Consider the following 25,473-nt stretch of genomic DNA (forward strand, 5'->3'; position numbering starts at 1 on the left):
CAATCCAGCGCGACATGTCGCCGTTAGAATAAAACCGTGATGACTCTGCCAGCCCTGCGACGACCCACCCCGGCCAGGGGCACGACCATTCGGTTGCTGGCAGCGCTTGTTGTTGTGCTCATCCTCGAACTGGGAGTGTTCAATCTGGCCCATTGGCAGTCCCTGATAGGCTCCAGGTCAAACTCTCCGGCACAGACTACGGGCGATGCCCACTCCCCACCAGGCCGGCTGGGACCAGGGCTGTCCCCTCTGCCGGGCGGGGGACTGAAAATCGCCGATCCGGCTGGCGCCTGGGTGGATGTCCCTGTCGCCGATGGACAGGCATCCTTCGCCCAGGCTCACTTTGCAGAGGATGTCGAGGGTTCATTCCTGTCGCAGATCCATGTACGTCTGGACCTGCGCCTGGCCGGCGATGGGGGATGGACCCAGGGCACCCGAGGACTGGTCTGCCCCGGTCAGGCCCGCAGCCACTACCTGCGCATCCGCGGAAATCCCAGCGGCGCCCGGATCCAGTCCATACGCCTGTGGATACAGGAACCCACCGGATCCCGGCTGGCACTGACCGGGATGACCCCGGCCAAGGTGGTCCCCCTGGACCTCAGCTTGGCGCGGATACTGATGCTGGCCTGTCTGGCGGCGCTGATCCTGGGCTACCTTCCCGGCTCGATCCTCTGGCGGACCCGGCTGGATACGGGCTCAGCGAGCCAGCGCCTGGTCCTGGCCCTGATCCTGGCCCCGCTGGCAGCCTGGTCCTGCTGGAACATCCAGCATGATCTGTCCACCTTCACCCCCATGGCCTACCACCAACCACATGCCTACGTCTACGACTTCAACCAGTACGATCACGTAGCCCAGGCCCTTCTTCATGGACGCCCCTGGCTGGATCTGGGCCAGGCGCCAGGTCTGGCCAAGGCAGCCAACCCCTTTGACATAGCCACCCGCAACGCACTGCTGGCCCAGGACCAGCAACCCATATATTGGGACTACGTCTACCGGGGCGGCCACTGGTACTCCTACTTCGGTGTCCTGCCGGTGCTGCTGCTCTTCCTGCCCTACCGAGCGATAACCGGCCTGGTGCATCCAGGCGGCTATGCCCTGCCCACCAGTTCGGCTGCAGCCCTGCTGGTTGCGGCGGCCACCATCATGACGGCTCTGGCCACCATCCGCCTGCTGGCCCGCTGGTTCCCCCGGGTCAACTTGGCCGTGGTCGGCATGGCCCTTACAACCATGCTGGGAGGATCCGGCATGGTCTACCTCTGGTGCCGTCGAAACTTCTACACGATTCCCTTCGATGCCTCCCTGCTGGCGGTCATGACCGGACTTTGGCTCTGGATGGGGGCCAGACGGGTCAGGCAACAGACTGCGGACGCTGGTGAACATCCGTGTCATCGGTCAACACGTATGTGGACCATAGAAGACGGGGATCACCCCTGGCATCTGTCCCCAACGCGGCTTTTTTTGGGATCGCTGTCAGTGGCTGCCACCCTGGGTTGCCGACCCACCTTCCTGGCCGCCGGTCTGTTGGCGCTACCCCTGTTTGCCCGGGAAATAAAGGCAGTATTCACTACCCTGTTCACGCGTGGCAGCCATCCTGACGGCCTGTCCCGGGGGCGGGCGCTGTCCCTGCTGACCTGCGGCCTCTTGCCGGTCCTCCTGGTGGCCGCCCCCCTGCTCTGGTACAACCGTTGGCGATTCGGATCCCTGCTGGACTTCGGCAACCGGTATCAAATGACCGTCCTGGACCTGACCAACTATCATCCCGGCACCCAGGGCCTGCTTCAGATCTTCGGCTACTATTTGCTGCAGCCGTTGACCAGTCTGCCCGTCTTCCCCTACCTGCAATTCTCCCCGGCTCCCATGCGGATCTGGCACTTCACCGAACCTGGCCTGGGCGGGCTCCTGGTCACTGCCCCGGTGCTATTGCTGGCCATGGCCCTTGTCGCCCTGCCCCGAGTGCGAAACTATCTGCACCGCCGGGGATGGATGCCCGCCTTGATCCTGGCCCTGGCTCTGGCAGTCCTGGTCATGGCCGCGGACTCCTATATTGGCGGATTCTCAGTGCGCTATACCATCGATTTCGCTTGGCTGATCTGCCTGGCCGCCGTGGTGGTCATGGCCGCTGCATCCTCAATATACGAAGACGGCCGCTCCACTGCGGGAGCGGCCGTCATGAGCCTGCTGACACTGGCCTGCCTGGCTGGTCTGATCCTGACATTCGTCAACGCCATGGTCCTGCTGGAGCACTTCGACTCCAGCCAGGCCATGAACGTGGCCGTCTGGTTCCTAGGACCCTGAGCCCAGCAAACCTCGGTGTCAGGAGTCCAGACCCTGTTGCTTGAGGGCCTGGTTATACCGGTCGACCATGTCAGCCACGATGCCATTGCCATCGCCGCCCGACAGGGTGATGACCGAGGCCAGAGGCATGGTGTCGAAAAGCTGGGCCGTATTGGGATCGTCGGGCAGCGGTATGCCGTCCTGCTCGACACGGTCACGCAGGATGGGCCCGCCAATCGAATTCTCACGCCACTCGGCCATGGTCGATTCGGCATTCAACGGAATGAACCTGCCGTCGCCGTCCACCTGCAGGTCCTGCTCCGCAACCAGATCGCGGCTGGAGGTACCCACCTGGATACGGTAGGTGCCCGCCTCCACATGCCAGGTATCCATGGCTGTGGACCAGTAGGCGAAGTCGCGTTCAGTCAGGTCCATGCTCACTCGGCGGGACTGCCCGGCCTTCAGGAATACCTTGGCGAAGGCCTTGAGTTCATGGCTGGGCCGGTTCACCCGGCTGGCGCAGGGGGCCACATAGACCTGCACGGTCTGAGCGCCGTCCACCTGCGAGGTGTTGGTCACCGTCACCTCCACCCGAGCCGAGTTGGCTCCGGTCTTGGTCACCGCAACCTGATCCAGGTCAAAGTCGGCATAGGACAGCCCGAACCCGAAGGGGAAGGCCACCGGACGCTGGAAGGTGTCGTAGTAGCGGTAGCCCACGTAGACGCCCTCGCCATAGCGGGAGTGACCCTCCTCGCCGGGGAAGGAGGTGATGGTGGGGTTGTCCTCCAGCCGGACCGGAATGGTTTCAGGCAGATGTCCCGAGGGATTGGCGACGCCGGTCAGCACATCCACCACGGCGCGTCCTCCCTCCTGGCCCAGCAGCCAGGTCTCCAGCAGACCCTTGGTCTTGTCCATCCAGTCGGCAACTGTCACCACGGCTCCATTGGAGAGGACGGCGACCACCCGGTCGTTGACCTCGGAGACAGCCTTGAGCAGAGCCACCTGCTTGTCAGGAAGATCCATGCTGGTGCGGTCGAAGCCCTCGGACTCGGCATCTTCAGGCAACCCCAGGAAGAGCACCACAGTGTCTGCTCCGCGCGCGACCTCAAGCGCCTGCTGGGTCAGAGCAGGATCCTGCTCCTTGTCGTCAAACGTGAACCCGGGCGCGAAGTCCACATTCATTCCGGCCTCTTTGAAGCCATCCAGAGCCGAGGAGACCTCGGTGGGCGTGATGTGCGAGGAGCCTCCGCCCTGGTAGCGCGGAGTCCGGGCGAATTCGCCGATGACAGCGACCTTCTTCTTCGGATCAAGCGGCAGGATCCGATCCTCGTTGCGCAGCAGCACGATGGACTCCTGGGCCGCGCGACGGGCCACGTTGTTATGCTCCTGGACGTCGTAGCGATACCCCTGCTGGGACATGGCCGGACGGGCCTTGTCGATCAGGTCAAGGATCCCCTGGGCCATCCGGTCCAGCTGTTCCTTGTCCAAGTTGCCAGCCTGCACAGCCTGGGCCACCTGGTCGTCGGTGCGGGAGGGCGGCATCTCCAGGTTGAGCCCGGCCTGCAGGGCATTGACCCTGTTGTGGACAGCGCCCCAGTCCGACATGACCATGCCCTGGTAGCCCCACTCGCCGCGCAGCACGTCCGTCAGCAGCCAACGGTTCTCCGAGCTGAAGACCCCGTTGATCTTGTTGTAGGCGCACATGATGGTCCAGGGCTTGGCCTTCCTGACCACGTATTCGAAGGCCGGCAGGTAGATCTCGCGCAGGGTGCGCGCGTCCACGTCAGAGCTGACCCTGAGCCGGTCGGTCTCCTGGTTGTTGGCTGCAAAATGCTTCAGAGAGGTTCCGACTCCCTTGGACTGGACCCCTTCGACCATGCCTGCGGCCTGGTGGCCTGCCAGGACCGGGTCCTCCGAGTAAAACTCGAAGTTGCGGCCGCCCAGCGGGCTGCGCTTGATGTTGATGCCGGGGCCCAGAATCACGGCCACCTTCTCCTGGATGCACTCTTCGCCCATGGCCTGGCCCACCTGGTAGGTCAGATCAGGATCCCAGGAGGAGGCCAGTCCGGCGGTCGGAGGGAAGCAGGTGGCCGGGACCGAGCCGTAGACGTCGGAGCCTGTGGCCTTGCGCAGGCCATAAGGGCCGTCGGTGATCATATAGCCTTCATAGCCCTTGTCGGGAAGTCCCTGCAGGTGCCAGGAGTCGGATCCCGAGGTCAGCGAGGCCTCCTCTTGCAGATCCAGATCCTCGGCTTTGGTATGCGATTTTTCCGTCATGTCTATGTCCTTTCGGATTCGATTGCCCGGGCCGCTGCTCATCACAGGTCCGGATTACAGGTTTTCAGACTCACTTGACCTTACGGATCATCATGATAAAGAAGGTCCCCGCCAGCAGGCAGACGATGGCGACGGGGAAGATCATCCTATAGCCGCCAAAGATGCCGATAACCAGAGTGGTGCACCCGGGGGCGATCACCTGGCCTATGGTATTGGCCAGGTTGAGGATGCCCAGATCCTTGCCGGCCTCCTTGGCATTCGGCAGCACATCGACATTCAACGCCTGATCCACTGACATGTAGCAGCCGTTGCCGATTCCAGCCAGGGCGGCATAAATGTACATGCCCGTTGCGGTCGGCATCAGGAAGGGGAAAACCATCCCGAGAGCAATGATCAGACAGCTGATGGCCACGATCACTTTCCGCTTCTGCAGGAAGTCCGAGAGAGGGCCTGAGACCACAGCAGCCAGGATGGTGGTGATTACCGAGAGCAGAGCCATGACCTTGAGTGTGGATGCAGCCTGGTCATTGCTCAAATGGCAGTACTTCTGCAGAATGTAGAGCTGGTAGCCCTGGATCATGTAACAGCCGACGATGAAAGTGAACCTGCCCAGAAGCGCCATGTAGAAGTCCCGGCTGTTCTTGGTGGGCGGTATGAAGGACCGGCCGACATCAGCCCAGGTGCGCTCCACGACTGTGTTGGCTGCCGACTTCTCCCGGGGCCAGATCAGCACGGTGAGGATGCCCGAAAAGAGGAAGATGATCATGCCGACTACCAGGCCGGTGCGAATGTTGGTCAGAAACGAGCTTCCAATAACTGTCCCCAGCTGCTGACCGACTACCTGGCTGGCTCCATACAGTGCCGAATAGGTCCCCCTGGTTGACTCAGGGATCCTGTCGGAGAGAACCGCCACCGCCGGGGCTATCAGACAGTTGATGCCCACCTGGACAATGCACCAGCCAAAGATGATCATGACCAGCGTGTGGGACTGGATGACCATCAGGAATCCCAGGGCGCCGATAATGCCGCCCAGCACGATCCAAGGGGTGCGCTTGCCGACTCGGAACCTGGACATATCCGAGAGAGCGCCGAAAACAATATTGGCCACCAGGGCGAATACGCAGCCGATCGAATTCATCGTCCCCAGAGCCGCTTCGGCGCTGACCCCGTGCAGGGTATTGAAGATCTGAGGCAGAAGAACCCCTGACCCCATGGAAAAGGGCGCTGCCCAGAGCAGGGATACCAGGGCGAATCCGATGGCGAAACGGACCTTCTCCTTGCTGTTGAGCTTTCTGCCAGTATCCGGAGCCAGGCTCGCATCCATGCCCTGGCCTGCGACAGCGCCTCCGGCCTCATCCGCAGAGGCCATGGCTTTGATGCCCTCCCCTACTCGCTCACCGACCCCCTCAGCCAGGTCTCCCCTTCGATCATTATTTCCGTTCCCCATCATCAATGCTCCTTCGTGTGCAACCTTGCAATCAGTGGCTCATCATTGAGCCCCACCAATCTCCCCCTTCCATGACGGGTGATCATTCCGAATTCATTATCGGAGCAAACCAGGCAAGAGGAGGGTTTTCTTCACAGCATTTTTTCGATAGCTGAGACGACTGAACCTACATTTCGGCGGAATTCCAAGGTTTCCGGAAGGAGCGACAGGGCCAGGTATCCGTTGCCTGGCATGTCGAAAAAGTATCCGGGCTGGCCAGTCAACCCGTAGGACCCAATCAGGCGGAGAATCAATTCCTCCTCGTCGATGACCTGGGGAAAGCGCAGCAGAACGTTCCAGCCTCCCTCGGGCCTGAGCAGAGAGACACAGGACTCCTTTTGGCCCAATAGTTGTCTAAGAGTTTCAAGATTGCGCCTGACACGCTCCCCCACTCGGCTGGTCTGACTTGGAATACTTGCCAGCATGGATTCCATATCCTTGGTAATCAGCAGACTCATGGGCAGGTAATCATCGGCTATCAGGTCGAGCTGGCGCTTGGCCTGGGCAACCTGGTCGGCTGGCCCGGAAACCTGGATCCAGCCCACCTTGGCATGGGGAGCTGCCAGGCTCTTCGAGAACCCGTCCAGGGCGAAGGTCAGCACCTGCTGCTCACCGGCCAGCCGGGCACGACCCGGCAGGGGATCCAGCGGGTAGTCGAAGAAGACCTCGTCCGCAATGACGGCCACCCCATGCCGCTGACAGAGTTCCAGCAGCGACTGGCGTTCTTCCGGATGAATGTAGGAACCGGTGGGATTGTTGGGGTTAATAAGGACCAGGGCACGGATATGGTCGCCATCCGGTCCCTCCAGGGCCTGCCTGACCGTGGCCAGGTCAAGGACCCAGGATCCGTCGTAGGACAGGCGGTATGGGATTGTTCGAATGCACTCCAGACCGGCGATGGATTCGATCAGGGGATATCCGGGCCTGGGCTCCAGAATGGCGTCACCCGGGTCGCAGAGGAGCTTCATCAGCCAGGAATAAGCCTCGGATGTCGATGAGAGCAGGTAGAGGTCATCAGGACTGACCACTCTACCACCCTCGCTCTGGCCCAATCCCTGGCGCGCGGTCAGAAACTCAGCCAGGGCCTGGCGGGCCTTACCAGGCCCCCTCGGTTCCGCCTCATAGACTTGCGGCAGGAATGCCGGGGCCAGCCCGAAGCGGGTGGGATTGGAGTCGTTCAGCCTGCCCAGCTTGAGACCATGAGCTCGGGCTTCTGACTCGGCAAGAGCAATGCGATTGGGGCGGTCAGACCCTGTTCGGCGGGAAAAATGCACGATTCTTCAGCCCCTCATCCGATCCAACACCCGCATGAACGCTCCATGCAGGATGGCCGCAGGGAAAGCCCTGATTCACCCCAGGTGCTTTTGCCGAAGGTCAGCCAGATAGGCGGCGCCTACGATGCCGGCCTGGTTGCGCAGCTTGGCAGCTACGATGGGGGTCTTGATGTCGATGTGGGGCAGGAACTTCTCGCTCATCCGGCTGACACCGCCGCCGACGACGAAGAAGTCAGGGTTGAAATAGTGCTCAAGCAGGCGGTAGTACTTGGTCAGACGATTGGCCCACTTCTTGTAGCTCAGCTTCTTGCGGTCACGCACCGATGAGGCTGCGTACTTCTCTGCGTCCTTGCCGTCCAGCGTCAGATGGCCCAGCTCGCTGTTGGGAATCAGCACGCCGTTATAAATCAGCGCCGTGCCGATTCCGGTGCCCAGTGTGGTGGCGATGACCAGACCCTTCTGGCCCTTGGCAGCCCCGTACTGCACCTCGGCGAGACCGGCCGCATCCGCGTCGTTGACAACGCTGACGGGCCTGCCGCAGGCCTTGGAAAGAACCTCTTGGACATTGGTACCCACCCAGGCCTGGTCCAAGTTGGCCATGAAATCCAGCGGCTTGTCAGGCTTGACAGGGGCCGGGAAGGCGATGCCCACAGGCACGTCCGAGGAAACTTCGAAGCGGTCCAAAAGCTCCTTGACGACAACCCCCACAGCCTCCGGGGTGGAGTGCTCGGGAGTGAGAATTTTCTTGCGAGGCTCTGCAAAATCCCCGATCGTCAAGTCGACAGGGGCAGCCTTGATGCCGGATCCACCAATATCCACTCCGAAAGCCTGCGCTGTTTCAATCATTGCTGCTCCTTAGCTGATCAAAGATGAGGGTCCGAACCGGCACGGTAGCGATTGTACCCCAAGGCATGCCTCTGCAGCCCTGGGAGCGGCATAAGCCAACCCAGGGCAGTCTCGCTGGCCGTGTGCTGCAGACTGCGGGAAGAAGGATTGGGTGGGATAATTGAAGTTATGACCGAACATACACAGCTCATCGACGCAGTCAACGTGCGCATCACCACTAGAGAATATGACCCCAAGCCCATCGATCCCGACCTGGCCAGGCAGCTGGGCAGCACTCTGAACGCTCTGAACACGTTGAGCGGTCTGGACATGCAGCTGGTCCTGGGAAAGCCCGATGCCTTCGCGGCCGACAACGCTTCCGGCCATCTGGCCAATGCGGCCAACTACCTGGCCCTGGTCGGGCCCAAGGATGATCAGGAGAGCCTGGAGAAAGCCGGCTTTTATGGCGAGCGCATGGTCCTTGCCGCCACCCTGTACGGACTGGGGACAGGATGGGTGTCGGGCAGCTGGGACCGTCAGGCAGCCGAGCGCCACTGCCGGATCACCCCCAGTCAGTCGCTCTATCTGGTAGTCACCATCGGCTATCCGGCCGACCAGATCGGCTACGGCAACCAGGACTTCGACAAGCTTTGCCAACGTCAGAGCGAGCATCGAACCTCCAAGAGCTATGAGGAGCTGACCTCAGCCATGAGCGCGCAGGATCGCCGGGATGCACCGGAGTGGTTCAAAGCCGGCGTGGCTGCCGCCGCCAAGGCGCCTTCGGCCATGAACGGACAGCCGGTGGTTTTCGCATGGGACAAGGACTCCGGCGATGCGATCACCACCCTGGATCCCTCGGTCGCCTACGGATCCGCAGTCGATCTGGGCATAGCCAAAATGAACTTCCAGATTGGCGCCGGCGGCGGCACATGGACCTGGGGAGACGGGGGCCGTTTCATCAGGTCCTGATCGGGGCTGTATCCCAGTGCTCCGGCAAGGGGACCGTGTAGGGTGATGAACTATGAACAATGGAGCATCATCATCTCAGCCCACCACCGAACCAAGCACTGAAGCTGGTTCGACAACCCTTTACCTTACCCGTCACGGAAGAACGACGGCCAATGTCATGCATCTGATGCAGGGCTGGTCCGATTTCCCTCTCACCCGGCAAGGCCGCGAGGACGTGCGCCAGTTCGGTCGGGGTCTGCGGTCCATTCGCTTCCGGGCAGCCTGGAGCGGCAATCTGAGCCGCCAGTATGAAACGGCCCGCCTGGCCCTCGACATGTCCGGCAACGGGGACCTACCGGTGGGCGTGGATCCCGACCTGCGTGAGGACAATTTCGGCAGTTTCGAGGGCCGGGACGAGCGCACCACCCTGGACCAGGTCTGCGCCGCCATGGGTTTTAAGGACTTCGTTACGGCCAAGGCAACCTACGGCAGGAACATCTCCGTCCATATGCAGGACACCTTCCATCGGCTGGATGCCCAGGACGTCCTTTCCGCCGGACTTGAGGAACAGGATCGGGCTGAGACCACCGCCCAGGTCCGCAGCAGGATGATCGCGGTGCTGACGCGCATCGCCCAGTCTGCCATCGAAGAAGGTGGCGGGCCTGTCCTGGTGGTCTCCTCGGGCATGTGCCTGCAACAGTTCCTGGTGGCCATCGATGACCACTGCCCCATCCCTGATATGGACAACACCGCAGTCACCAAGGTCGTCTACGAGGATGGCGGTTTCCATCTGGCAGGGCCTATCGGTTCCATGGAGTACTTCCAGGCAGGAAGTCAGGAAAAGTAGCAGGCAAAACTTTCAGGCGCCCTGTATTTCCCTGGCTGGTTGGCCCTTGAGGGGCTCCATGGGCCTCCAGTCGGGATCGTGCAATATCTGGCGCGAATCCACCCATCCCTTCAGGATGGCAGGGATACCAGTCATGATGTGACTGCGATCAACAGCCAGAAGGCGGATGATTTCCTTGAGAGCTGTTGCCAGGGTCCCCAGGGCGAAAGCCAGAGGCCGATAGTCCCCATGGACCATGAAATACCTGGCCATAAAACCTCGGTTGCGCATGATGTGGTAGCGATTCATATCCGAGGTGGAATTGAGCTGGCGCACCCCGGCAATGTTCCAGTTGGCGATGTTGCGAGTCCGACGCATGACTACATCGGATACGACCACAGGCTGTGTGACCTTGGATGCCAAATACCCATAGATGGTGTCATCCCAATAGATAAAGAAGCGCGGGTCAGGCAGACCGATTTGCTCCACAACCTGCCGGGAGAAGAACCCTCCTTCAAAGCACATGGTGTTCATGGGACGACAGCCCGATGGGCCGAACTCCCCTGGTGCTATCGGGTCTGGAATGCCCAAGGCGGTAAGAAAATGATACTGCCAATAGAAGGGGCCGCCATCATAATCCAGCCGGGAACCCTGCACCACCTGATAGCGTTCACTCCACTTAGCCAGCAGGTCAAGTCCTTCGGGCTCTACTGCAACGTCATCATCCATGACCCAGAACCACTTGGCCCCCAGCTCGTATGCCTTGCGCACGCCAGCGGAGAAGCCTCCCGCGCCACCGCCATTGTGATCCTGTGGCAGATAAACGACACGATCCTGATTGCCGGAGCCGTCGATGATGGTCCTGCCCCAACGTCCTGTCACACGTTCTGAGAACTGCTCGACCATGGTTCGCGTGTCTGCCGAATTCTCGTTATCCACCACCACGATCCGCCATGGGGCCTGGGTGAGCCGGAGGATGGAGTCGAACAGGCCTGTCAGCAATTCCTGACGCTTATAGGTTACGACGACCATAGCCGCCTGGTTCTTTTTCACAGGCAGCAGATGGTCGCTCATCCTCGCCATGCTCCAGCCTCCTTGCAGCATTGTGAACTTTCGACAACCTCACATTCGTTGTGCAGGCTGCAATGGTTGCATGAAAGGCGGTTGTATTGCCTTCCTGGCGTGTCTAGAAATGCACCAGCAGCAAGAGGGAATTGACCATTCCAAGGACCACAGCTATATTGAAATCGTCAGTTTCAGGGAAGGTGAAAGTCCTTACTGGCGGTATCCGGCTGAATGCCGGGAGCCCGCGACCCGCGCAAGCGGTGGATATCGGTCAAAGTCCGAAGCCAACGGTTACAGTCCGGATGGAAGAAACGAGGCCCTCTATGAGCATGCCCAATTCTCATTCACATACCACTGCAAACAAGGACACGCGCTTCAACGATGTCCATTCCACAGGTGCAGGCGGTTCAGGACGCTGGTCGACCAAGCGGATCGCGGTTTACGCGCTCTTCGTAGCCCTGGCCATGGTTCTGAGCTTCTTCTCCTTCCCGATCTTTCCTGCCGCTCCCTGGCTCAAATACGACCCCTCTGGCATCGTCGTCCTGGCATGCGGCTTCGCCTTCGGCCCGGCGGCTGCCGCCATTATCTCCATACTGGGATTCGTCCCGCACCTGTTCACCAACCCCTTCGGCGCTCTGATTTCGATGATCGTGGCCCTGGCGCTCAGCGTGCCGGCAGCCTTGGTCTACCGCAGGATGCACAGCCGTAAGGGAGCGGTCATCGGAATCGTCTCCGGCGCCATTCTGGCCGTGATCGCAGCCATCCTGTGCAACGTGGTGATCACCCCCTTCTACGCGCACATGTCCATGGCCAAGGTGGTAGCCATGATCGTGCCCATCCTCCTGCCCTTCAACCTGATGAAGTTCGCCATCCACGGCGTGGTCACCTTCCTGATCTACAAGCCCATCTCCACACTGATCAACAAGTAGGCCTCGGCGGTTCGGAACGCCATGGCAGCACCCATGACCCAATCCGCTGTCTTGGATTCAGCGGATTCGAAGACAACGGTCGCCCGGCTCAGCCATGTCTCCTTCTCCTATGACGGAGGCGAGACCTGGGCCTTGGACCACCTGTCCATGGAAGTGCATGCAGGCGAACATCTGTGCATCCTGGGAGCGAATGGCTCCGGCAAATCCACGCTGGGAAGCATTCTCTCGGGCGCGACGGCACCTGACCACGGCCAGGTCGAGCTTATGGGCCGAGCGGTCTGCTCCGACACCCAGGATCAGGGCCGCCAGATCGACGCTGAGGCTTACCGGCAGGCACGGCGGAGCATCGGTATGGTCTTTCAGAACCCTGAGGACCAGATCGTGACCACCGTCGTCCAGGACGATGCGGCTTTCGGACCCGAGAATCTGGGCCTGCCCCGCCAGAAGATGCTCTCCTGCGTGCCAGCGGCCCTGGAACAGGTCGACTTGCAGACGCGGATGAATGATGATCCCACCCGCATGTCGGGCGGACAGCAGCAACGACTGGCCCTGGCCGGCAGCCTGGCCATGAATCCAGGCATGATGGTGCTGGACGAGCCAGGTGCCATGCTCGATGCGGCCGGCCGACAGGAGATTCAATCAATCCTCTGCCGGCTAACAGCCCAGGGCACAGCTGTCGTCCATATCACCCATCTGCTCGAGCAAGCCGGACAGGCTGATCGGGTCCTGGTACTTGACCATGGGCGCATCGTGGCCTCCGGAAGACCTGATCAGATTCTGACCAGGCAGGATCTGCCTGCCCTTGTTGGCGAACCTGACCAGAATTCGCTGACCCAAAGCAGGGCATCGGATACGGGCACAAAGACCGCAGTCGATGACCACGCTATCCCCATGGTCAAGTTCTCGGATGTCTCTTACAGCTTTCCCGACGCAGGCAGCAAAGCCCTCAGCCAGGTGAATCTGGAGCTCGCTGGAGGACAGACCCTAGCCATTATCGGGCGCAACGGATCCGGCAAGTCAACTCTGGCCAGGCTCATCTGTGCCCTGGCAGATCCCGACAGTGGATCCATCCAGGTGGCCGGCCTGCCCCTGGCCGGACCCGACCGGCCCAAGGCCAAGCATCTGCGACGCCAGAATCTGAAGCTTCTGCGCCAAAGGGTCGGCTATGTCATGCAATACCCCGAACATCAGCTTTTTGCGGATACTGTTAGTCAGGACATCGCCTATGGTCCACACAACCTGGGCTATGGACCCGAGCAGGTGCAGCAGCGGGTGGATGATGCCATGAAGCTTCTGGGCATCAGTGATCTGGCCGACCGCTCACCCTTCGAGCTCTCGGGGGGTCAGCGGCGCCTGGTGGCCATCGCCGGCGTCGTAGCCTGCAGCCCGCAACTGCTGGTTTTGGACGAGGTCACCGCCAGTCTCGACCCCCAGGCCTGCGCACGAATTATGGCACTGCTTCGAGTGCTCCATCAGCGCGGCGTCACCATCGTCATGAGCACCCACGCCGATCGCGAGGCCCTGGATCTGGCCGACCAGACCCTGCTCCTGGAGCATGGAGAAACGCTAGCCTATGGGCCTACTGCCGAAGTCGTGGAGCGCTACCATCAGCTGCTCGCCACAGATGCAGCGAAGAAGGAGGCTGCTGGCAAAGAAACTTCAGGCAGGAAAGCGGATCGCACCCAAGCCGACCAGAAACCCTTATCATTGCTGGCGAGGCTGGACCCGCGAGCCAAGCTGGTGACCTTCCTCCTAGCCATGTTCACCGCTTTCGCCATTTCCACGCCTGCGCAGCTTGTTCTGGCGCTGGTGGTCACTGTAGGCCTCTTTGCCGCCGCCCGGGCACCACTGCATTCCATTATGAAATCAGTCAAGGGCTTTCTGGCCCTCATGCTTCTGCTGGCCCTGTTCAATCTCTTGGTCACTCAGACCGGCCGCAGACTGGCTGCCTGGGGTCCATTCGTGCTGACCACCGGCGGCATTTGGGTGGCTGTACTCTATGCCTGCCGCTTCATGCTGATCATCTTTCTGGGGGCGCTCCTGGTGGAGACCACCACCCCGACACAGATGACCGATGCTTGTGAATCCCTGCTGAGCCCACTGTCCAGGCTGGGCATCCACACCAATGAAATCGCCCTGGTCCTTTCACTGGCTCTGCGCTTCATCCCTACCCTAGGACGTGAGGTTCAGGCCATCGTGGAAGCCCAGGCAGCCCGTGGCGGATCCATCGAGTCCGGCTCGCTCTCGCAACGTCTGCATGCGGCCATGGCTATCACGGTTCCCGTCTTCGCCGGAGCCCTGCGCCACGCTGACAACTTGAGTCGAGCCCTGGATGCCCGATGCTATGAGGGCAGCCGTCAAGAGCGCACCCACTACCGCCTGCTGCAGCTTGGCAGGATGGACATCCTGTTCATCGCTCTTATGGCCCTCTATCTGCTGGCCCTGCTGCTGCATCCCCTATTCTGAGCAGTTCGTACTCGCGAGCAGAAGCACATGCCGTTGTTCCTGACTCTGCCAAGCAGACAATTTTGCTACCGACCAGATTGGGTCCCCGCTGATCTGCCATCTATGCGATCAGCGGGGACCTAACCTGTTATCAGTAAGCCCAAGGGCAAGTGTTGAATGCATCTACCTCAATCCTGGATGATCCTCCTCTCCTGGCTGGAGAGCATGGCCTGGTCTAAGAGTTCCAGAACATGAACGCTGTCAGCCAGGGGAACCGGATTGTCGGCCTTGCCCTGGAGGAAGTCGCGCCAGCCCTCATAGAATGCCGGCTGCCAGCCCCGAACGGCCGGGAGTATATGCTCCTCACCCTCCCTGTCGATATAGCAGGCAGTGGGGTCAGACATGACACCGAAGTGCGGATCATCAATCCGCATGCCTGCCTTGAGCTGGTCTTCCTCAGGGTCCTGATCGTTGATCTGCAAGGACCCCAGTGTTCCCTGAACAGTCAGTCGGGGTTGCCGTGTGGATTGTACAAGACCACCGACAATATGCGAGATAATGCCCTGCTGATGGGTAGCAGCAATGAAGAAATCATCAGGCACGACTGCATTTTCTCTTTGGGTGGACACTTCACCATAAATCGAGATGACCGGGCCAAAGAGCTGCACGACCTGATCCAGAATGTGAGCGCCAAGGTCAAAGAGCGCTCCCCTGGGCTGGTCATGCGTCTTCTGCTCGCGCCAGCCCGTTTCCACACTGGGGCGGAAAGATCCGTACCTGGATTCGACACGTATGATACGGCCCAGGTCCAATTCCTTCAGGTACTTGCTGGCTGTCAGAATTTCTGCATCATAGCGTCGATTCTGAAAGGCCGCCGCAGGTGTACCGGTAACCTGAGCCACCTCAAGGATCTTGTTCGCCTCCTGGCTGGAACCGGCCACCGGCTTGTCAATGACTACAGGCTTGCCGGCCTGCATGACCCGGGTGGCAAACTCCAGATGAGTATCATCAGGGGTGCCTATGCTGACCGCATCGTAACGATCAATATCCTTGAAAAAATTCTCGTTACTGTCATAGACCCGAGCCCGCGGGTAGAGCTGGTGAACCTGGGCTGTAGCTCGCTCGTTATGTGTTACTACAGCCGACAGTTCCAGCCCCTCGGTCTGATCAATCATGTTGGCGTGAAAGACCCGCCCCACAAAGCCAAAGCCTATAAGGGCAATCTTGAGATTGTGATTTTGCTCTTGCACCATGATTTATTCCTTCCGCACCCTTCCACGGTTGTCAGACGGCAGAGGGGACTTATACACCGAGATGCTCTCTCAAGTACCGACGTGCAGTAAGGGCGCTCTTCAGCGGGTCAGCCTTGGCCGGGTCCTGCTCGGCCTCTACCATGAACCACCCCTGGTAACCCCCATCAAGCAGGGGCTGGAGAACCTTCTTAAAGTCGGTATTCCCATCCCCTGGCACGGTGAACACACCCTCCAGGATGGCCTGGAGGAAACTCAGCTTCTCGTCCTTGACACGCTGGAGGACATCGGGCCGAATATCCTTCAGGTGGACGTGCCCGACCCTTGAAGCATAGCGCTTCACGATGTCAACCGGATCCTCCCCCGAAAAGAGCAGGTGGCCCACGTCGACCAGAAGCTTCACCTTGTCAGGGTCAGTCCCTTCCATCAGGCGGTCAATCTCACTAGTGGTCTGCACACCCGTGCCCATATGGTGGTGGTAGGAAATCTCCATGCCGACGTCATGGGCCAGATCTCCGAATCGGTCAAGGCCACGGGTCAGTTGATCCCATTGCTGGCTGGTATATTCAGGCTTGCCTTCGAAGATCGGTGTATGCATTTGGCCCTGAATGGTATTGCCCTGTTCAGCTACATTGATCATCTTTGCACCCAAGGCGTGGAGATAGTCGCGGAAGGCGATGAAACTCCGCTCGTTCTCCTCCCAGGTTTGCGTAGTCAGATAGGCGCTGAACCAGGCACTGGCAATGCTGATCCCCCGCATCTGAAGCTGCTCCTTCAAAACCTTGGGATCCTTGGGGTACTTGTTGCCAATTTCAGTGCCTTCAAACCCGGCCAGAGCGACTTCGCTCAAGATCTGCTGATAGGGGGTTTCGCCACCCAGCTCGGGCATGTCGTCATTGGTCCAACTGATCGGAGCCATGCCCACGCGAATTGCCGTATTCTTGTTTGTCATCATTTCACCCAATCATTCGTCTGCCTGAAGCTACTTGATCATGATGGTCAGCAGGTTTTTCATGGTCTGGGCCACCATGCCCATTTCATGCTCGTTGGCCCTGTCGGAAAACATCTCGGAGCAATACCAGCCGTCATAGCCTGTGGCCTTGATTGCATCAATCCACTCCTGCAGGGGGATGCAACCGCCACCGTTGACCACATTGCGATGCACATCCTGGTTGGGGACCTCCCGGCCCCTGTCGATTTCCAACCCGTCAGAGACATGGACAGCGGTGATGATCTCCGGCGGTATCCTGGCTACATCCTCCAGCGTGTCACCGGCAGTCCAGAAGTGCCAGGTATCCACGGTGATGCCCAAGTTGTCCCGGTTGACCTTATCAACAATTTGCAGCAACTGAGAGCACCGGCTGATTGGAGCCCAGCAGAGAGGCTCCAGGTAGATGCCCAGCCCGTACTGCTTGGCGATGTCACAGGCCAGCTGAACATTGTGCGCTGTTACATCAATGGCCTCCTGCTCGCTTAAACCTAGGGGGCCACGCCAACGCGGATCGTCTGCAGCCAGCTTGCCGGCATTGTAATCTATGACCACGTTCCAATCCACTGGATCCGCGCACATTTGGACGGCTGGAGCACCGATGACCTGGGCTATCTGGCACATCCTTTCAACCTCTTTAAGGTACTCTGCCCGGTCTTCTTCAGTCCTCCTAGTGATTGCCTGAATAGCCCCCAGTCCGCTGACCGGAAAACCATCCAGGATTTCAGCTGCATCCTTGGCGGTATAGCCCTGATCAAGAAAACGGTAGAGCTTTGGGCTCTGCATCTCTATGCCGTCGAAGCCGGCCTCCTTGGCAAAGCGTATGTCATCATAGACATTGCCGTAGAAGGTGGTAGTTACGTTCATTGATAATCGTGCCATCATTGACTCCTTTGTTGTGGTGGCTCGGCGCAGGCTTTTCCTGCAACCGTGAGGCTTCCATTGAAGTTCTGGAAACCTACGCTTCCTTGATTAATTGTTCGATGGTCTGACGTTGGTAGACGGAAGTATCATGGGCGGTCTCATCCTCGGCGAAGACGTTGGAGACGATCAGGGAATCCTCCCTGTCCAGGAAACCATTGGTCTTCAGTGCCTGGAAGAGGTCCTGGAAATTCACATCCCCGTCCCCCACCTTCAGATGCTGGTGGACCCGTGCGTTGGTCCCTGGAGGATTGGAGATGTAGCGCAGGCCGTGTGAACGGTTGTGATCATAGGCATCGGAAATATAGACCGAACGCAGCCTGGTAGATTCCGCCTTGGTGATCTCGTGCACTGCGTTCCCGTAGTGGAAGGTGTGCGAGGACACGTAGACGGAACCGACCAGGTCTGAGTTGAGCCCGCGCAGTACGCGATGCGCATCCATGCCATTTTCCACAAAGTCATATGGATGAGGGTCAAAGTTGATCACAATCCCCTCCCGCTCAAGCAAGGGCAGGATCTCCTCCATGGTCGAGTAGAAGCCGGCCTCCGACTCCTCATAGCGCTCGGGGATGCCGCTGAACTCGCTGTTGATGGTATGGATGCCCAAGATGGCCGCAATCTCGATTGCCCGCTTCCAATTCCGCACAGCCCACTGACGTTCCCGCTCGTCCGGCCATGAGGTCCGGTAGACGGGCAGCAGGGATACCAGTTCGACGCCGGCGTTCTTGCAGGCCTTGGCCAGATCGTGGACCAGTTCGTCATCAGCCTTGGGGTGGGTGTAGAAGGGCAGGAAGTCATCATGCGGGGCCAACTGCATGTACCGGTAGCCTGCATCAGCCACAGCCTGCGGCAGTTCCAGCAGTTTGTAGTCGTAATAGAAGGGGGTGGGGTCAAGTGCAATCTTCATAAGTATCAGCTTCTTCCTTTTGCCCGCTTACAGGCGGGCGATAATATCCTGAGCAACTTCTTGCGTGGACCTTGACCTGCTTGCATTGGCAGCAACGTCTTCTTCCACGGCCCGCTGGATGCGTTCAGCAGCCTGGTCATACCCGAAGTGCTCCAGCAGCATGGCTCCAGACAGGATCGAGGCTGTCGGATTGGCGATCCCCTTGCCGGCGATGTCAGGCGCTGAACCGTGAATGGGCTCGAACATCGAGGGGTGCTCGTCAGTGACGTTGATATTGGCTGAGGCCGAGTATCCAATGCCGCCAACCACGGCGCCCGCCTCATCGGTGAGCACGTCGCCAAAGAGGTTGTCGGTAACGATGACGTCGAATCGCGAAGGATCCGTCACCAGAAAGATTGTGCAGGCGTCCGCATGCAGATAGTCCCAGGTCACATCGGGGTAATCCTGCGCCACCTTATCCATGATGTCGAGCCAGAGGGCACCGGCATGGGGCAGGACATTGGTCTTGTTGACCATGGTCACATTGCGCTTGCTCCCACGCTTACGCGCTAAATCAAAGGCATAACGTACCGCCCGCTCGACGCCGAAAGCCGTGTTGAGGGAGGTCTCGGTAGCAATGGCCTGGTCAGTGCCCCGACGAACGTACCCTCCCATTCCCGAGTAAAGGCCTTCAGTCCCTTCCCTGACCACAGCGAAGTCGATCTGTCCTGGATTCTTCAGCGGCGAGCTTACACCTGGATAAAGTTTGGTCGGTCTTAGATTGACAGCCTGGTCAAAGCTGAACCTGAGTTTGAGCAAGAGACCTCGCTCCAGAATCCCCGAACGGACTCGAGGGTCGCCCACAGCCCCTAGGAGGATGGCATCCTGCTGCCCGATGGATTCCAGATCCTCATCATTGAGCAGGGTGCCGTCACGCAGATATCGCTCAGCCCCCAGGTCATAGTCCACGTAGTTCAGCCTTACCTGGTCGCCGACGGCTTTGCCCATGACCGCCTGGGTCTGCGGGGTAACCTCCCTGCCGATGCCGTCTCCCGGGATAACCGCTATATTGATTATCTTCCCTACGTCACTGTCTGCCATATGCTTAACCTACCATTATCATTTTCTAATGTACGTAATCAATATTTATGAGTAAATTGTGAGAATTCCTAATAATTCTACGATAGTATTCCGAATATCAGATTGATATTCTCAGAATTTATTTTTGTCCCTCCATTGGGAGACGAGGGTCAAGAGGGACTGATTCTACGGCTTGGTAGATCCAGTTCTGCCCGGGGTCAATGGTGACCTTCCAGTCACGCTCTCCACCTCCCGCCATGACATTGAGATAGTAGAGGTCGAAGCCAGGGGCTGCAATGGAGGGGCCGTGCCAGCCGTACGGTATCAAGACCGTGTCACCCGGCTGTATCTGAGTGAGAATATCAAGTGGCCTCTCGTCCGAGGCAGACGCACCCTGATAGCCAAAGGGCCTCACCCCCTCTGGAGCCCCCGGCAGGGGCTGCATGTCGAAGTAGTATATTTCCTCCAAAGCAGTCTCATCCGGACCGGCCTGATCATGCTTATGCACCGGGTAGGAGGACCAGGACCCGCTCGGGGTGATGACTTCACAGACCAGAAGGCGTTCGGCCTGGATATTATCCATCATTCCAAAGTTCCTGGCCTCGCGGGAGATAGGCCCATTGCCGCGCAGGGCGACGTCGACATCCTGCGCTGGAACAAGCTGGTCCGGGAAATGGGTTGTGGCAGGCGCCGTGGCAACCGCCACCCGGCCAGCCTGGACTGCTCGAATGGCCAAGGGGCTGTCACAGCCGATATAGACCGTATCTGTGGGGGTGCTAAACACGTCATGACGACCACGAAGGTGATAGGTACCCCTGGGAGAGGTCACATCATAGGAACCGCTCAAGGGCACCACCATACGTTCCCAGGCTCCGGCAGGCAGACTCACCTGCTCCCCCTGGTTCAGCCTAGCAACCTGCAGACCCGCATATTGCCAGCCCGGTACCGCCTGGCTGTCCTGCACACCCAGAGAAACTTCCCAGTCTCCCTGTGATGCACTTCCCTTGGGGTATACCCATCGTGTCATATTCATCCCTCCATTGTCTTTTCGCCTATATCGGCTGTGTGCTTGGCTCGTGCCCGGCCTGCTTGGTTCTATTGGGCTGAGACGAACTCCTTCAAGGTAGCCGTGACCAGGGAGTGGTCATAGATCGAGGGCAACCCGGAGACGGCTGTAACCCCAAACACCAGACCACTAGGCAAAAGCAACGGGAAGGCTCCGCCATGAGCCGCAAAGTCGTGAGTATTCCTCCGGGAGGTCAGGTCGAAGTCCTCCTCCTTCTGCTGGAAGTCAGTGCCCACATAGAGTGAGGCATGGCCGTAAGCAAGCACCACATTGCCCTTGCGCTCAGCCCAGGCATCGTTGTCTTCTGCAGCCCCTGGAATGGCCGCGTGAAAAGCCCGTTGCCTGCCCAAGCGTATATCGATGGCGACCGGCAACTGCAGGCGGTGGGCTGCAGCGTAGATGGCGCTGCCTACCTCCCAGGCATCATCCACGCTAAAGTCGCTGAATCGCAGTTCCTTCTCCTGAGACTCGATAAACTGTTTACGCTCGGCAAGCTTGCCCTCGTTGGCATCGAATATTGCCTTGTACTCGTTATACCTTTTCACTACGGCATCAACTGAAATCTGTTTCATTATTACTCCTTTGTATTCATCTGAGTTACATTCCAATGCTTATTGGAATTACGAGAATTCTTACCGTGCAATGCGGGACCTACTACTTATGAGGCCTCATCCCCTGCACTGGGCGAAGGCCTGCCCAAAGGCTTGGAGGGCCTTATCGCTGTCGCCCGACGCATACCCCTCCATCCCGATTGGGCCAGTGAAATCAGTCTCATTGACGGCTGCCGCCACCTGTTCCCAGCGCACCTCCCCGGTGCCCGGCTCGCACCGGCCAGGGACATCGGCCGCCTGGAGCTCACCGATATAGGTGTTGGCCTCCTTGACGGTCTCAATGAGATGGCCATCATCCTCCTGGGCATGGTAGAGGTCCAGCATCAGTTTGAGGTTGGGGCTGTCGACACGCTTGACCAGGGTCAGCGTTTCATAGCTATGGCAGAAGGGGACATGCGGATGGTCAACCCTCGAGTTGAGATTTTCCAGCAGGTAGGTCACCTGATTCTCCTGGCCCAGCTCGGCGAACCTCGACAGGGTGTCATAGGCGTTGAGCCACATATCGGGAGTGACCCGGTCAATCCACTTGGCTGCCTTGCCATCGACCAACTCAGCACCGTGGATTACAAGCTTGTCGATGCCAAGATCCTTCAATTCCGGCAGGATCTCTTTGGCGGTCCGCAGCATCTCTTCGCTGTCATCAGGATAGGCAAGGTTGCCATGCACGTAGCCCTGAGCACAGTTGATGGGCACCCCGGTAGCCTTCAGCTTGTTCAGATCATGACTGTAGTGGGTCCAGATATCCACTCCGAAGCCCATCTGGTCAATCCGCTTGATTCTCTCCTCGATAGGAAGATCCAGATAGACCATTTCAGCGCAAATCGTCAATTGATTGTGTGCCATCGTACTATTTCCTTTCCTTATGACCGCCCACCTGCCGGCAGGCAGTCCCGTTCATTCAGAGTTCCTGTTCAGGCTTCCGATTTTGCAGTGCGGGCCCTCGCCTCCTGTTCAATCTGCTCCAGGCTCTTCCCCCTGGTCTCCGGAATGAAGGCCTTGGTAAAGAAGACGGCTCCTACATTGATGAGTGCGAAAATGAAGAAGGTGACCGCTCCCCCGACCGCGTTGAGCAGGGGAAGGAAGAGGAGGGAGATGATAAAGTTTGCTGCATTCATGGCCACATTGGCATACCCCACGCCCTTACCGCGGACCTTTGCCGGGAATACCTCAGCAATGAGCAGCCAGGTCACCGGCGAGACCATGCCCTGGGCGAAGGCGAGATCAAACATGACCAGACCGATGAGGAGCCAGGACATACTGGTGGAGGGATGGTTGGGGTCGATAAAGAGATAGCAGACCCCCACCAGGGCCAGGAAGACAGAGACCCCGCCCAGGCCGACCATCAGTGCAGTGCGGCGGTTTATCTTGTCGATAAAGCCGAGGCCACCGATGACGGCAGCAACAGACGAAACAATCATGACCGGAACCATGGCGATAATCGAGTTATCGGGGTCGATGCCCAATGTGGAAGAGAACATGGTAGGAGCGAAGAAGTTGATGGCGTTGGATCCGACCAGCTGGTTTATCAGGGCTGCACCAACTCCTGCGATCAAGACCCTACGCAGCCAGGGGGTAGAGAAATTCTCCTTGGTCCCCTTCGTCTCATTCTTTTCCGCCGCTTGGAAGGAGGTGAAAGTCTCCTCCGCCTCGGACTTTGGACGAGTTTCCAGCAGGAGCTTGACTGCCTCGGTTTCCATACCATGCCTGGCAAGGAAGCTTGGTGTTTCATGGACAAAAATGGCCGTTATGACCAGCAGGACCGCTGGAACCACAGCCGCCCAAACCATGGCATGCCAGTCTGCCTTGACTGCCAGGACAGCGTTGACCAGCGAGGCGAGCAGCTGGGAAATATTGATCATGACCGAATTGACCGAAACCAGTCGGCCACGCTGCGCGGATGGCGCCATCTCACCAAGATATATGGGGATCACACAGGAGGTCGTCCCCACTGCAAAGCCTACGATCATCCGGGAGAAGGCAAAGAAGGCGATGTTGGTCGCCAGAGCACACATTAGCGCCCCGACCAGAGCGAGAAGAGCCCCATAAAGGATCAGTCGCTTGCGCCCCAAGCGGTCTGCCAAGTTGCCGCCACAGAAGGAACCAACAGCACAACCTAGGAGCATGACCGCAGTGATGATGCTCTGATTCCAAGCGCTGAGCTGATTATTGGACCCGTCAAAATTCATCGTTACGAGCGCCCCAGACAGGAAGGTTAGCGTATAGCCATACAGTCCCCCGCCGAAAATTCCCACCACGACCATCATGGTGACATAGCGTTTGCGGTTGCGGGCCAAGGCTTCGACATCCATGTCTTGGGAGGCCTCTTGAAATGATCCCATGTTTATTCCTGCTTCCCATTAACACCAAATTTGACACCGTTATCAAATTACGGTCAACATGTTCAGTATACGAAATAAACTGCAAAAAAGAAAATCAAAAGGGCAAATAACTGATGTTTTTTCAGAAAACTATCCATAAATCGGGAATATTACCTGAATAATGAGCTGACTGAAAGTGATTTTATCCCTGCAATTGACGGTCAGCAGCCCGATCGGACCTTCTTGTTCCGCTGCCCCGTCAGGACTGGACATCAGACATAAAAATGGGATGAGGTTCCCGAAAGCTGACCTGATCCCAGACGGTCTACATAGGCCGTGAGCTGTCCTGCCAGTTCTTCGCAGCGCGGCATCATCGCGTCCACGAATCCTCCAGTCGACAAGGCTCCGACCACCCTGCCATCCTGTTGGGAAAAGATAGGGACACCAATCGAGGCCACACCGATGGTGATGTCCTCGTTGGAAATGGCAAATCCTCTCTCCTGAATCTGCTTGATATCCGTGCGCAGGGCGCTAGCGGTGACCAATGAGTTCTCGTTATAGCCCGCAAAGGGCGCCTGTTTCAGGTAGTCATACTGGATCTGCTCATCGGAGTAGGCCAGACAAACCCGGCCTGCGGCACCGGCGAAGAAGGGCAAGGTACCACCCGGCCGCAGGATCAGCGCATCAATGCTGGGCCCCTGTGCGCATTCCACACAGACGGTTTCGAAACCACTGATGGCGGTCAGGAAAGTCGTCTGCCCAGTATGAGTTGTCACCTCAGCCAAGAGTTCATTGGCATTGGGCCATTCAGTCAAGGAACTGCGCGCCACATCAGAGAGATTGAGCCAGCTCAAACTCAGGGAATAGGTATCATCCTGGTTGGCCTTGACCAGACCGACTTGAACCAGTCCATCCAGAATCCTATAGGCGGAAGAACGGGGGATGCCAGAGGCAGCCGCCACTTCCGCAGGCCCGATGCCGTTGTTGTCAGCCAGGACGTCAATGATCTTTCCAGCCTTGGAAAGGGCTCCGGTCGGCTCCCGATTGCTGGCCTTACTGCTCTTTCTTACCATCGGATCTTCCCTCTTCGCCATCAGCCACGTAGCCTAATCCCTGTGATATCTGCCTGGCAGCCTGGAGCAGGCGGGTCACCTCGCACAAATCGGCACCTGACTCAACCAGAGCCTTGCTGGATCGAGACAGCCCACTATAACAGGCCGCTGCCCTTATCTGACCAGAGTGATCGAAGATGGGGGCAGCCAGGGTGAGCGCCCCCGGCACTGTCTGATCAACATCGTAGGCATATCCTCGTTGGACGACCTTTTCAGCCATCTGCACCGAGCGTTCCCGGAAGGTGGACAGCAGCCCACCCAGGTCAGCGTTGTAGCGATAGTGCTCGATCAGGCGCTCAAAGCGCGCTTGATCCAAAAAGGCCATGAGCACGTCTGAAGGGGCACCCAGGCTGATCGGCAACGAGTAGCCAATTTGAGGCGAGCGCAATCGACTCTGCCCCAGGAAGGTCATCTGCACACAGACCGAGCGCACATAGTGACGAACGAAAAGGCTCCAGCTGCCGTTTGAGCCCTCCTGCCTCTTAAAGACATGCCTGGCGATGCTTTGCACATCCAGCCTTGCCTCAATACGGCCTCCAATGCGCACACAGGCGATGCCCAATCGGTATTCGCCGCGATGCAGGCCATGATCCACCCAGCCCAAGGTCACAAGATTGGACAGCAGGCGGTAGGTGGAGCTGGCAGGTTCATGCACATACGTGCTGATCTCATTGATACCGGAGGGTCCAAGCTCTTCCAAGGCATCCAGGACTGCCTTGGCCTTGGTCAGGGTGCCAACGCTATGCACTGAGTCAGATCCGGTACCCTGCCTCATGGCACCCTCCTTCTTGTCCTTGATCAGCCATTCATGCCCAGTGCATATTATATGGTGTCAGCAGTCTAATGGCGCAGCAGCAGAGCCCACTGCCGCCAGATCCAAAAGTAGGGGGTG

Annotated in this window: 21 protein-coding genes and 1 riboswitch; of the genes, 5 read left to right on the forward strand and 16 right to left on the reverse strand. The window is 58.7% G+C overall.

All coding sequences use genetic code 11. The annotated features are described in order from the left end of the window. Window positions 1-36 precede the first annotated feature (36 nt). Entirely contained in the window at window positions 37-2,295 is a 2,259-nt protein-coding gene (locus ACUIAG_RS03575) for a hypothetical protein (protein ID WP_445340206.1), read from the forward strand. A gap of 18 nt (window positions 2,296-2,313) precedes the next feature. Here the strand turns inward: ACUIAG_RS03575 and ACUIAG_RS03580 are convergent, their stop codons facing one another. The 4 genes from ACUIAG_RS03580 to ppgK all read right to left on the reverse strand — a co-directional run bounded on the left by ACUIAG_RS03580 (window position 2,314) and on the right by ppgK (window position 8,157). After that, window positions 2,314-4,551 carry an exo-alpha-(1->6)-L-arabinopyranosidase gene (locus ACUIAG_RS03580; RefSeq protein WP_445340207.1) on the reverse strand — a complete coding sequence of 746 codons (2,238 nt, stop codon included), beginning with the start codon at window positions 4,549-4,551 and terminating at the stop codon, window positions 2,314-2,316. A 70-nt stretch (window positions 4,552-4,621) separates the two neighbouring features. After that, window positions 4,622-5,998, reverse strand: coding sequence for an MFS transporter (locus ACUIAG_RS03585; protein WP_445340208.1), 1,377 nt, complete (start codon window positions 5,996-5,998; stop codon window positions 4,622-4,624). Window positions 5,999-6,129: 131 nt separating this feature from the next. Further along, complete coding sequence (locus ACUIAG_RS03590) at window positions 6,130-7,311, reverse strand: pyridoxal phosphate-dependent aminotransferase (protein ID WP_445340209.1); 1,182 nt, start codon at window positions 7,309-7,311, stop codon at window positions 6,130-6,132. A gap of 75 nt (window positions 7,312-7,386) precedes the next feature. Then, window positions 7,387-8,157 carry a polyphosphate--glucose phosphotransferase gene (ppgK, locus tag ACUIAG_RS03595; RefSeq protein WP_024626544.1) on the reverse strand — a complete coding sequence of 257 codons (771 nt, stop codon included), beginning with the start codon at window positions 8,155-8,157 and terminating at the stop codon, window positions 7,387-7,389. Between the two features lie 168 nt (window positions 8,158-8,325). Here ppgK and ACUIAG_RS03600 point away from each other — a divergent pair, with 168 nt between their 5' ends. Beyond that, window positions 8,326-9,105 (forward strand): nitroreductase family protein, encoded by a 780-nt coding sequence (locus tag ACUIAG_RS03600; RefSeq protein WP_445340210.1) that lies wholly within the window; start codon window positions 8,326-8,328, stop codon window positions 9,103-9,105. A gap of 52 nt (window positions 9,106-9,157) precedes the next feature. Continuing rightward, the gene (locus tag ACUIAG_RS03605; protein WP_445340211.1) at window positions 9,158-9,931 is read left to right on the forward strand and encodes a histidine phosphatase family protein; all 774 of its coding nucleotides are present in this window, start codon (window positions 9,158-9,160) and stop codon (window positions 9,929-9,931) included. A gap of 12 nt (window positions 9,932-9,943) precedes the next feature. Here the strand turns inward: ACUIAG_RS03605 and ACUIAG_RS03610 are convergent, their stop codons facing one another. Further along, window positions 9,944-10,984, reverse strand: a complete 1,041-nt coding sequence (locus ACUIAG_RS03610; RefSeq protein WP_445340365.1) for a glycosyltransferase — start codon at window positions 10,982-10,984, stop codon at window positions 9,944-9,946. A 174-nt stretch (window positions 10,985-11,158) separates the two neighbouring features. Then, window positions 11,159-11,293, forward strand: a riboswitch (FMN riboswitch). On the opposite strand from ACUIAG_RS03610, the gene ACUIAG_RS03615 reads away from it, so the two are divergent. Both ACUIAG_RS03615 and ACUIAG_RS03620 read left to right on the forward strand, forming a co-directional pair. Beyond that, window positions 11,278-11,904 carry an ECF transporter S component gene (locus ACUIAG_RS03615; protein WP_445340212.1) on the forward strand — a complete coding sequence of 209 codons (627 nt, stop codon included), beginning with the start codon at window positions 11,278-11,280 and terminating at the stop codon, window positions 11,902-11,904. Its footprint overlaps the riboswitch before it by 16 nt. A 33-nt stretch (window positions 11,905-11,937) precedes the next feature. Continuing rightward, window positions 11,938-14,370 (forward strand): energy-coupling factor transporter ATPase, encoded by a 2,433-nt coding sequence (locus tag ACUIAG_RS03620; RefSeq protein ID WP_445340213.1) that lies wholly within the window; start codon window positions 11,938-11,940, stop codon window positions 14,368-14,370. 167 nt (window positions 14,371-14,537) lie between these two features. Here ACUIAG_RS03620 and ACUIAG_RS03625 read toward each other — a convergent pair whose 3' ends face one another. The 11 genes from ACUIAG_RS03625 to ACUIAG_RS03675 form a co-directional block, all read right to left on the reverse strand. After that, window positions 14,538-15,602 (reverse strand): Gfo/Idh/MocA family oxidoreductase, encoded by a 1,065-nt coding sequence (locus ACUIAG_RS03625; RefSeq protein ID WP_445340214.1) that lies wholly within the window; start codon window positions 15,600-15,602, stop codon window positions 14,538-14,540. Window positions 15,603-15,651: 49 nt separating this feature from the next. Further along, on the reverse strand, window positions 15,652-16,551 hold the full coding sequence (iolE, locus tag ACUIAG_RS03630; RefSeq protein ID WP_445340215.1) for a myo-inosose-2 dehydratase: 900 nt from the start codon (window positions 16,549-16,551) through the stop codon (window positions 15,652-15,654). A 30-nt stretch (window positions 16,552-16,581) separates the two neighbouring features. Then, the gene (locus ACUIAG_RS03635; protein WP_445340216.1) at window positions 16,582-17,469 is read right to left on the reverse strand and encodes a sugar phosphate isomerase/epimerase family protein; all 888 of its coding nucleotides are present in this window, start codon (window positions 17,467-17,469) and stop codon (window positions 16,582-16,584) included. 76 nt (window positions 17,470-17,545) lie between these two features. Continuing rightward, window positions 17,546-18,415, reverse strand: coding sequence for a sugar phosphate isomerase/epimerase family protein (locus ACUIAG_RS03640; protein WP_445340217.1), 870 nt, complete (start codon window positions 18,413-18,415; stop codon window positions 17,546-17,548). 27 nt (window positions 18,416-18,442) lie between these two features. Further along, window positions 18,443-19,495 carry a 3-isopropylmalate dehydrogenase gene (locus ACUIAG_RS03645; RefSeq protein ID WP_445340218.1) on the reverse strand — a complete coding sequence of 351 codons (1,053 nt, stop codon included), beginning with the start codon at window positions 19,493-19,495 and terminating at the stop codon, window positions 18,443-18,445. 118 nt (window positions 19,496-19,613) lie between these two features. Next, window positions 19,614-20,501: a 5-deoxy-glucuronate isomerase gene (gene iolB, locus ACUIAG_RS03650; RefSeq protein ID WP_313835553.1), complete on the reverse strand. Its 888-nt coding sequence runs from the start codon at window positions 20,499-20,501 to the stop codon at window positions 19,614-19,616. 68 nt (window positions 20,502-20,569) lie between these two features. Continuing rightward, the gene (locus ACUIAG_RS03655) at window positions 20,570-21,112 is read right to left on the reverse strand and encodes a heme-degrading domain-containing protein (RefSeq protein ID WP_313835554.1); all 543 of its coding nucleotides are present in this window, start codon (window positions 21,110-21,112) and stop codon (window positions 20,570-20,572) included. A gap of 96 nt (window positions 21,113-21,208) precedes the next feature. Continuing rightward, window positions 21,209-21,994, reverse strand: coding sequence for a TIM barrel protein (locus ACUIAG_RS03660; protein WP_046323111.1), 786 nt, complete (start codon window positions 21,992-21,994; stop codon window positions 21,209-21,211). 68 nt (window positions 21,995-22,062) lie between these two features. Beyond that, window positions 22,063-23,490: a sugar porter family MFS transporter gene (locus ACUIAG_RS03665; RefSeq protein WP_313835557.1), complete on the reverse strand. Its 1,428-nt coding sequence runs from the start codon at window positions 23,488-23,490 to the stop codon at window positions 22,063-22,065. A gap of 251 nt (window positions 23,491-23,741) precedes the next feature. Continuing rightward, window positions 23,742-24,542 carry an IclR family transcriptional regulator gene (locus tag ACUIAG_RS03670; protein ID WP_313835558.1) on the reverse strand — a complete coding sequence of 267 codons (801 nt, stop codon included), beginning with the start codon at window positions 24,540-24,542 and terminating at the stop codon, window positions 23,742-23,744. Continuing rightward, a complete protein-coding gene (locus ACUIAG_RS03675) occupies window positions 24,523-25,356 on the reverse strand; it encodes an IclR family transcriptional regulator (protein ID WP_313835560.1) in 834 nt (277 codons plus the stop codon). Before ACUIAG_RS03675 ends, ACUIAG_RS03670 begins: the two co-directional genes overlap by 20 nt. Between the last annotated feature and the right edge of the window lie 117 nt (window positions 25,357-25,473).

It is taken from the genome of Bifidobacterium sp. ESL0825, from assembly GCF_052606465.1.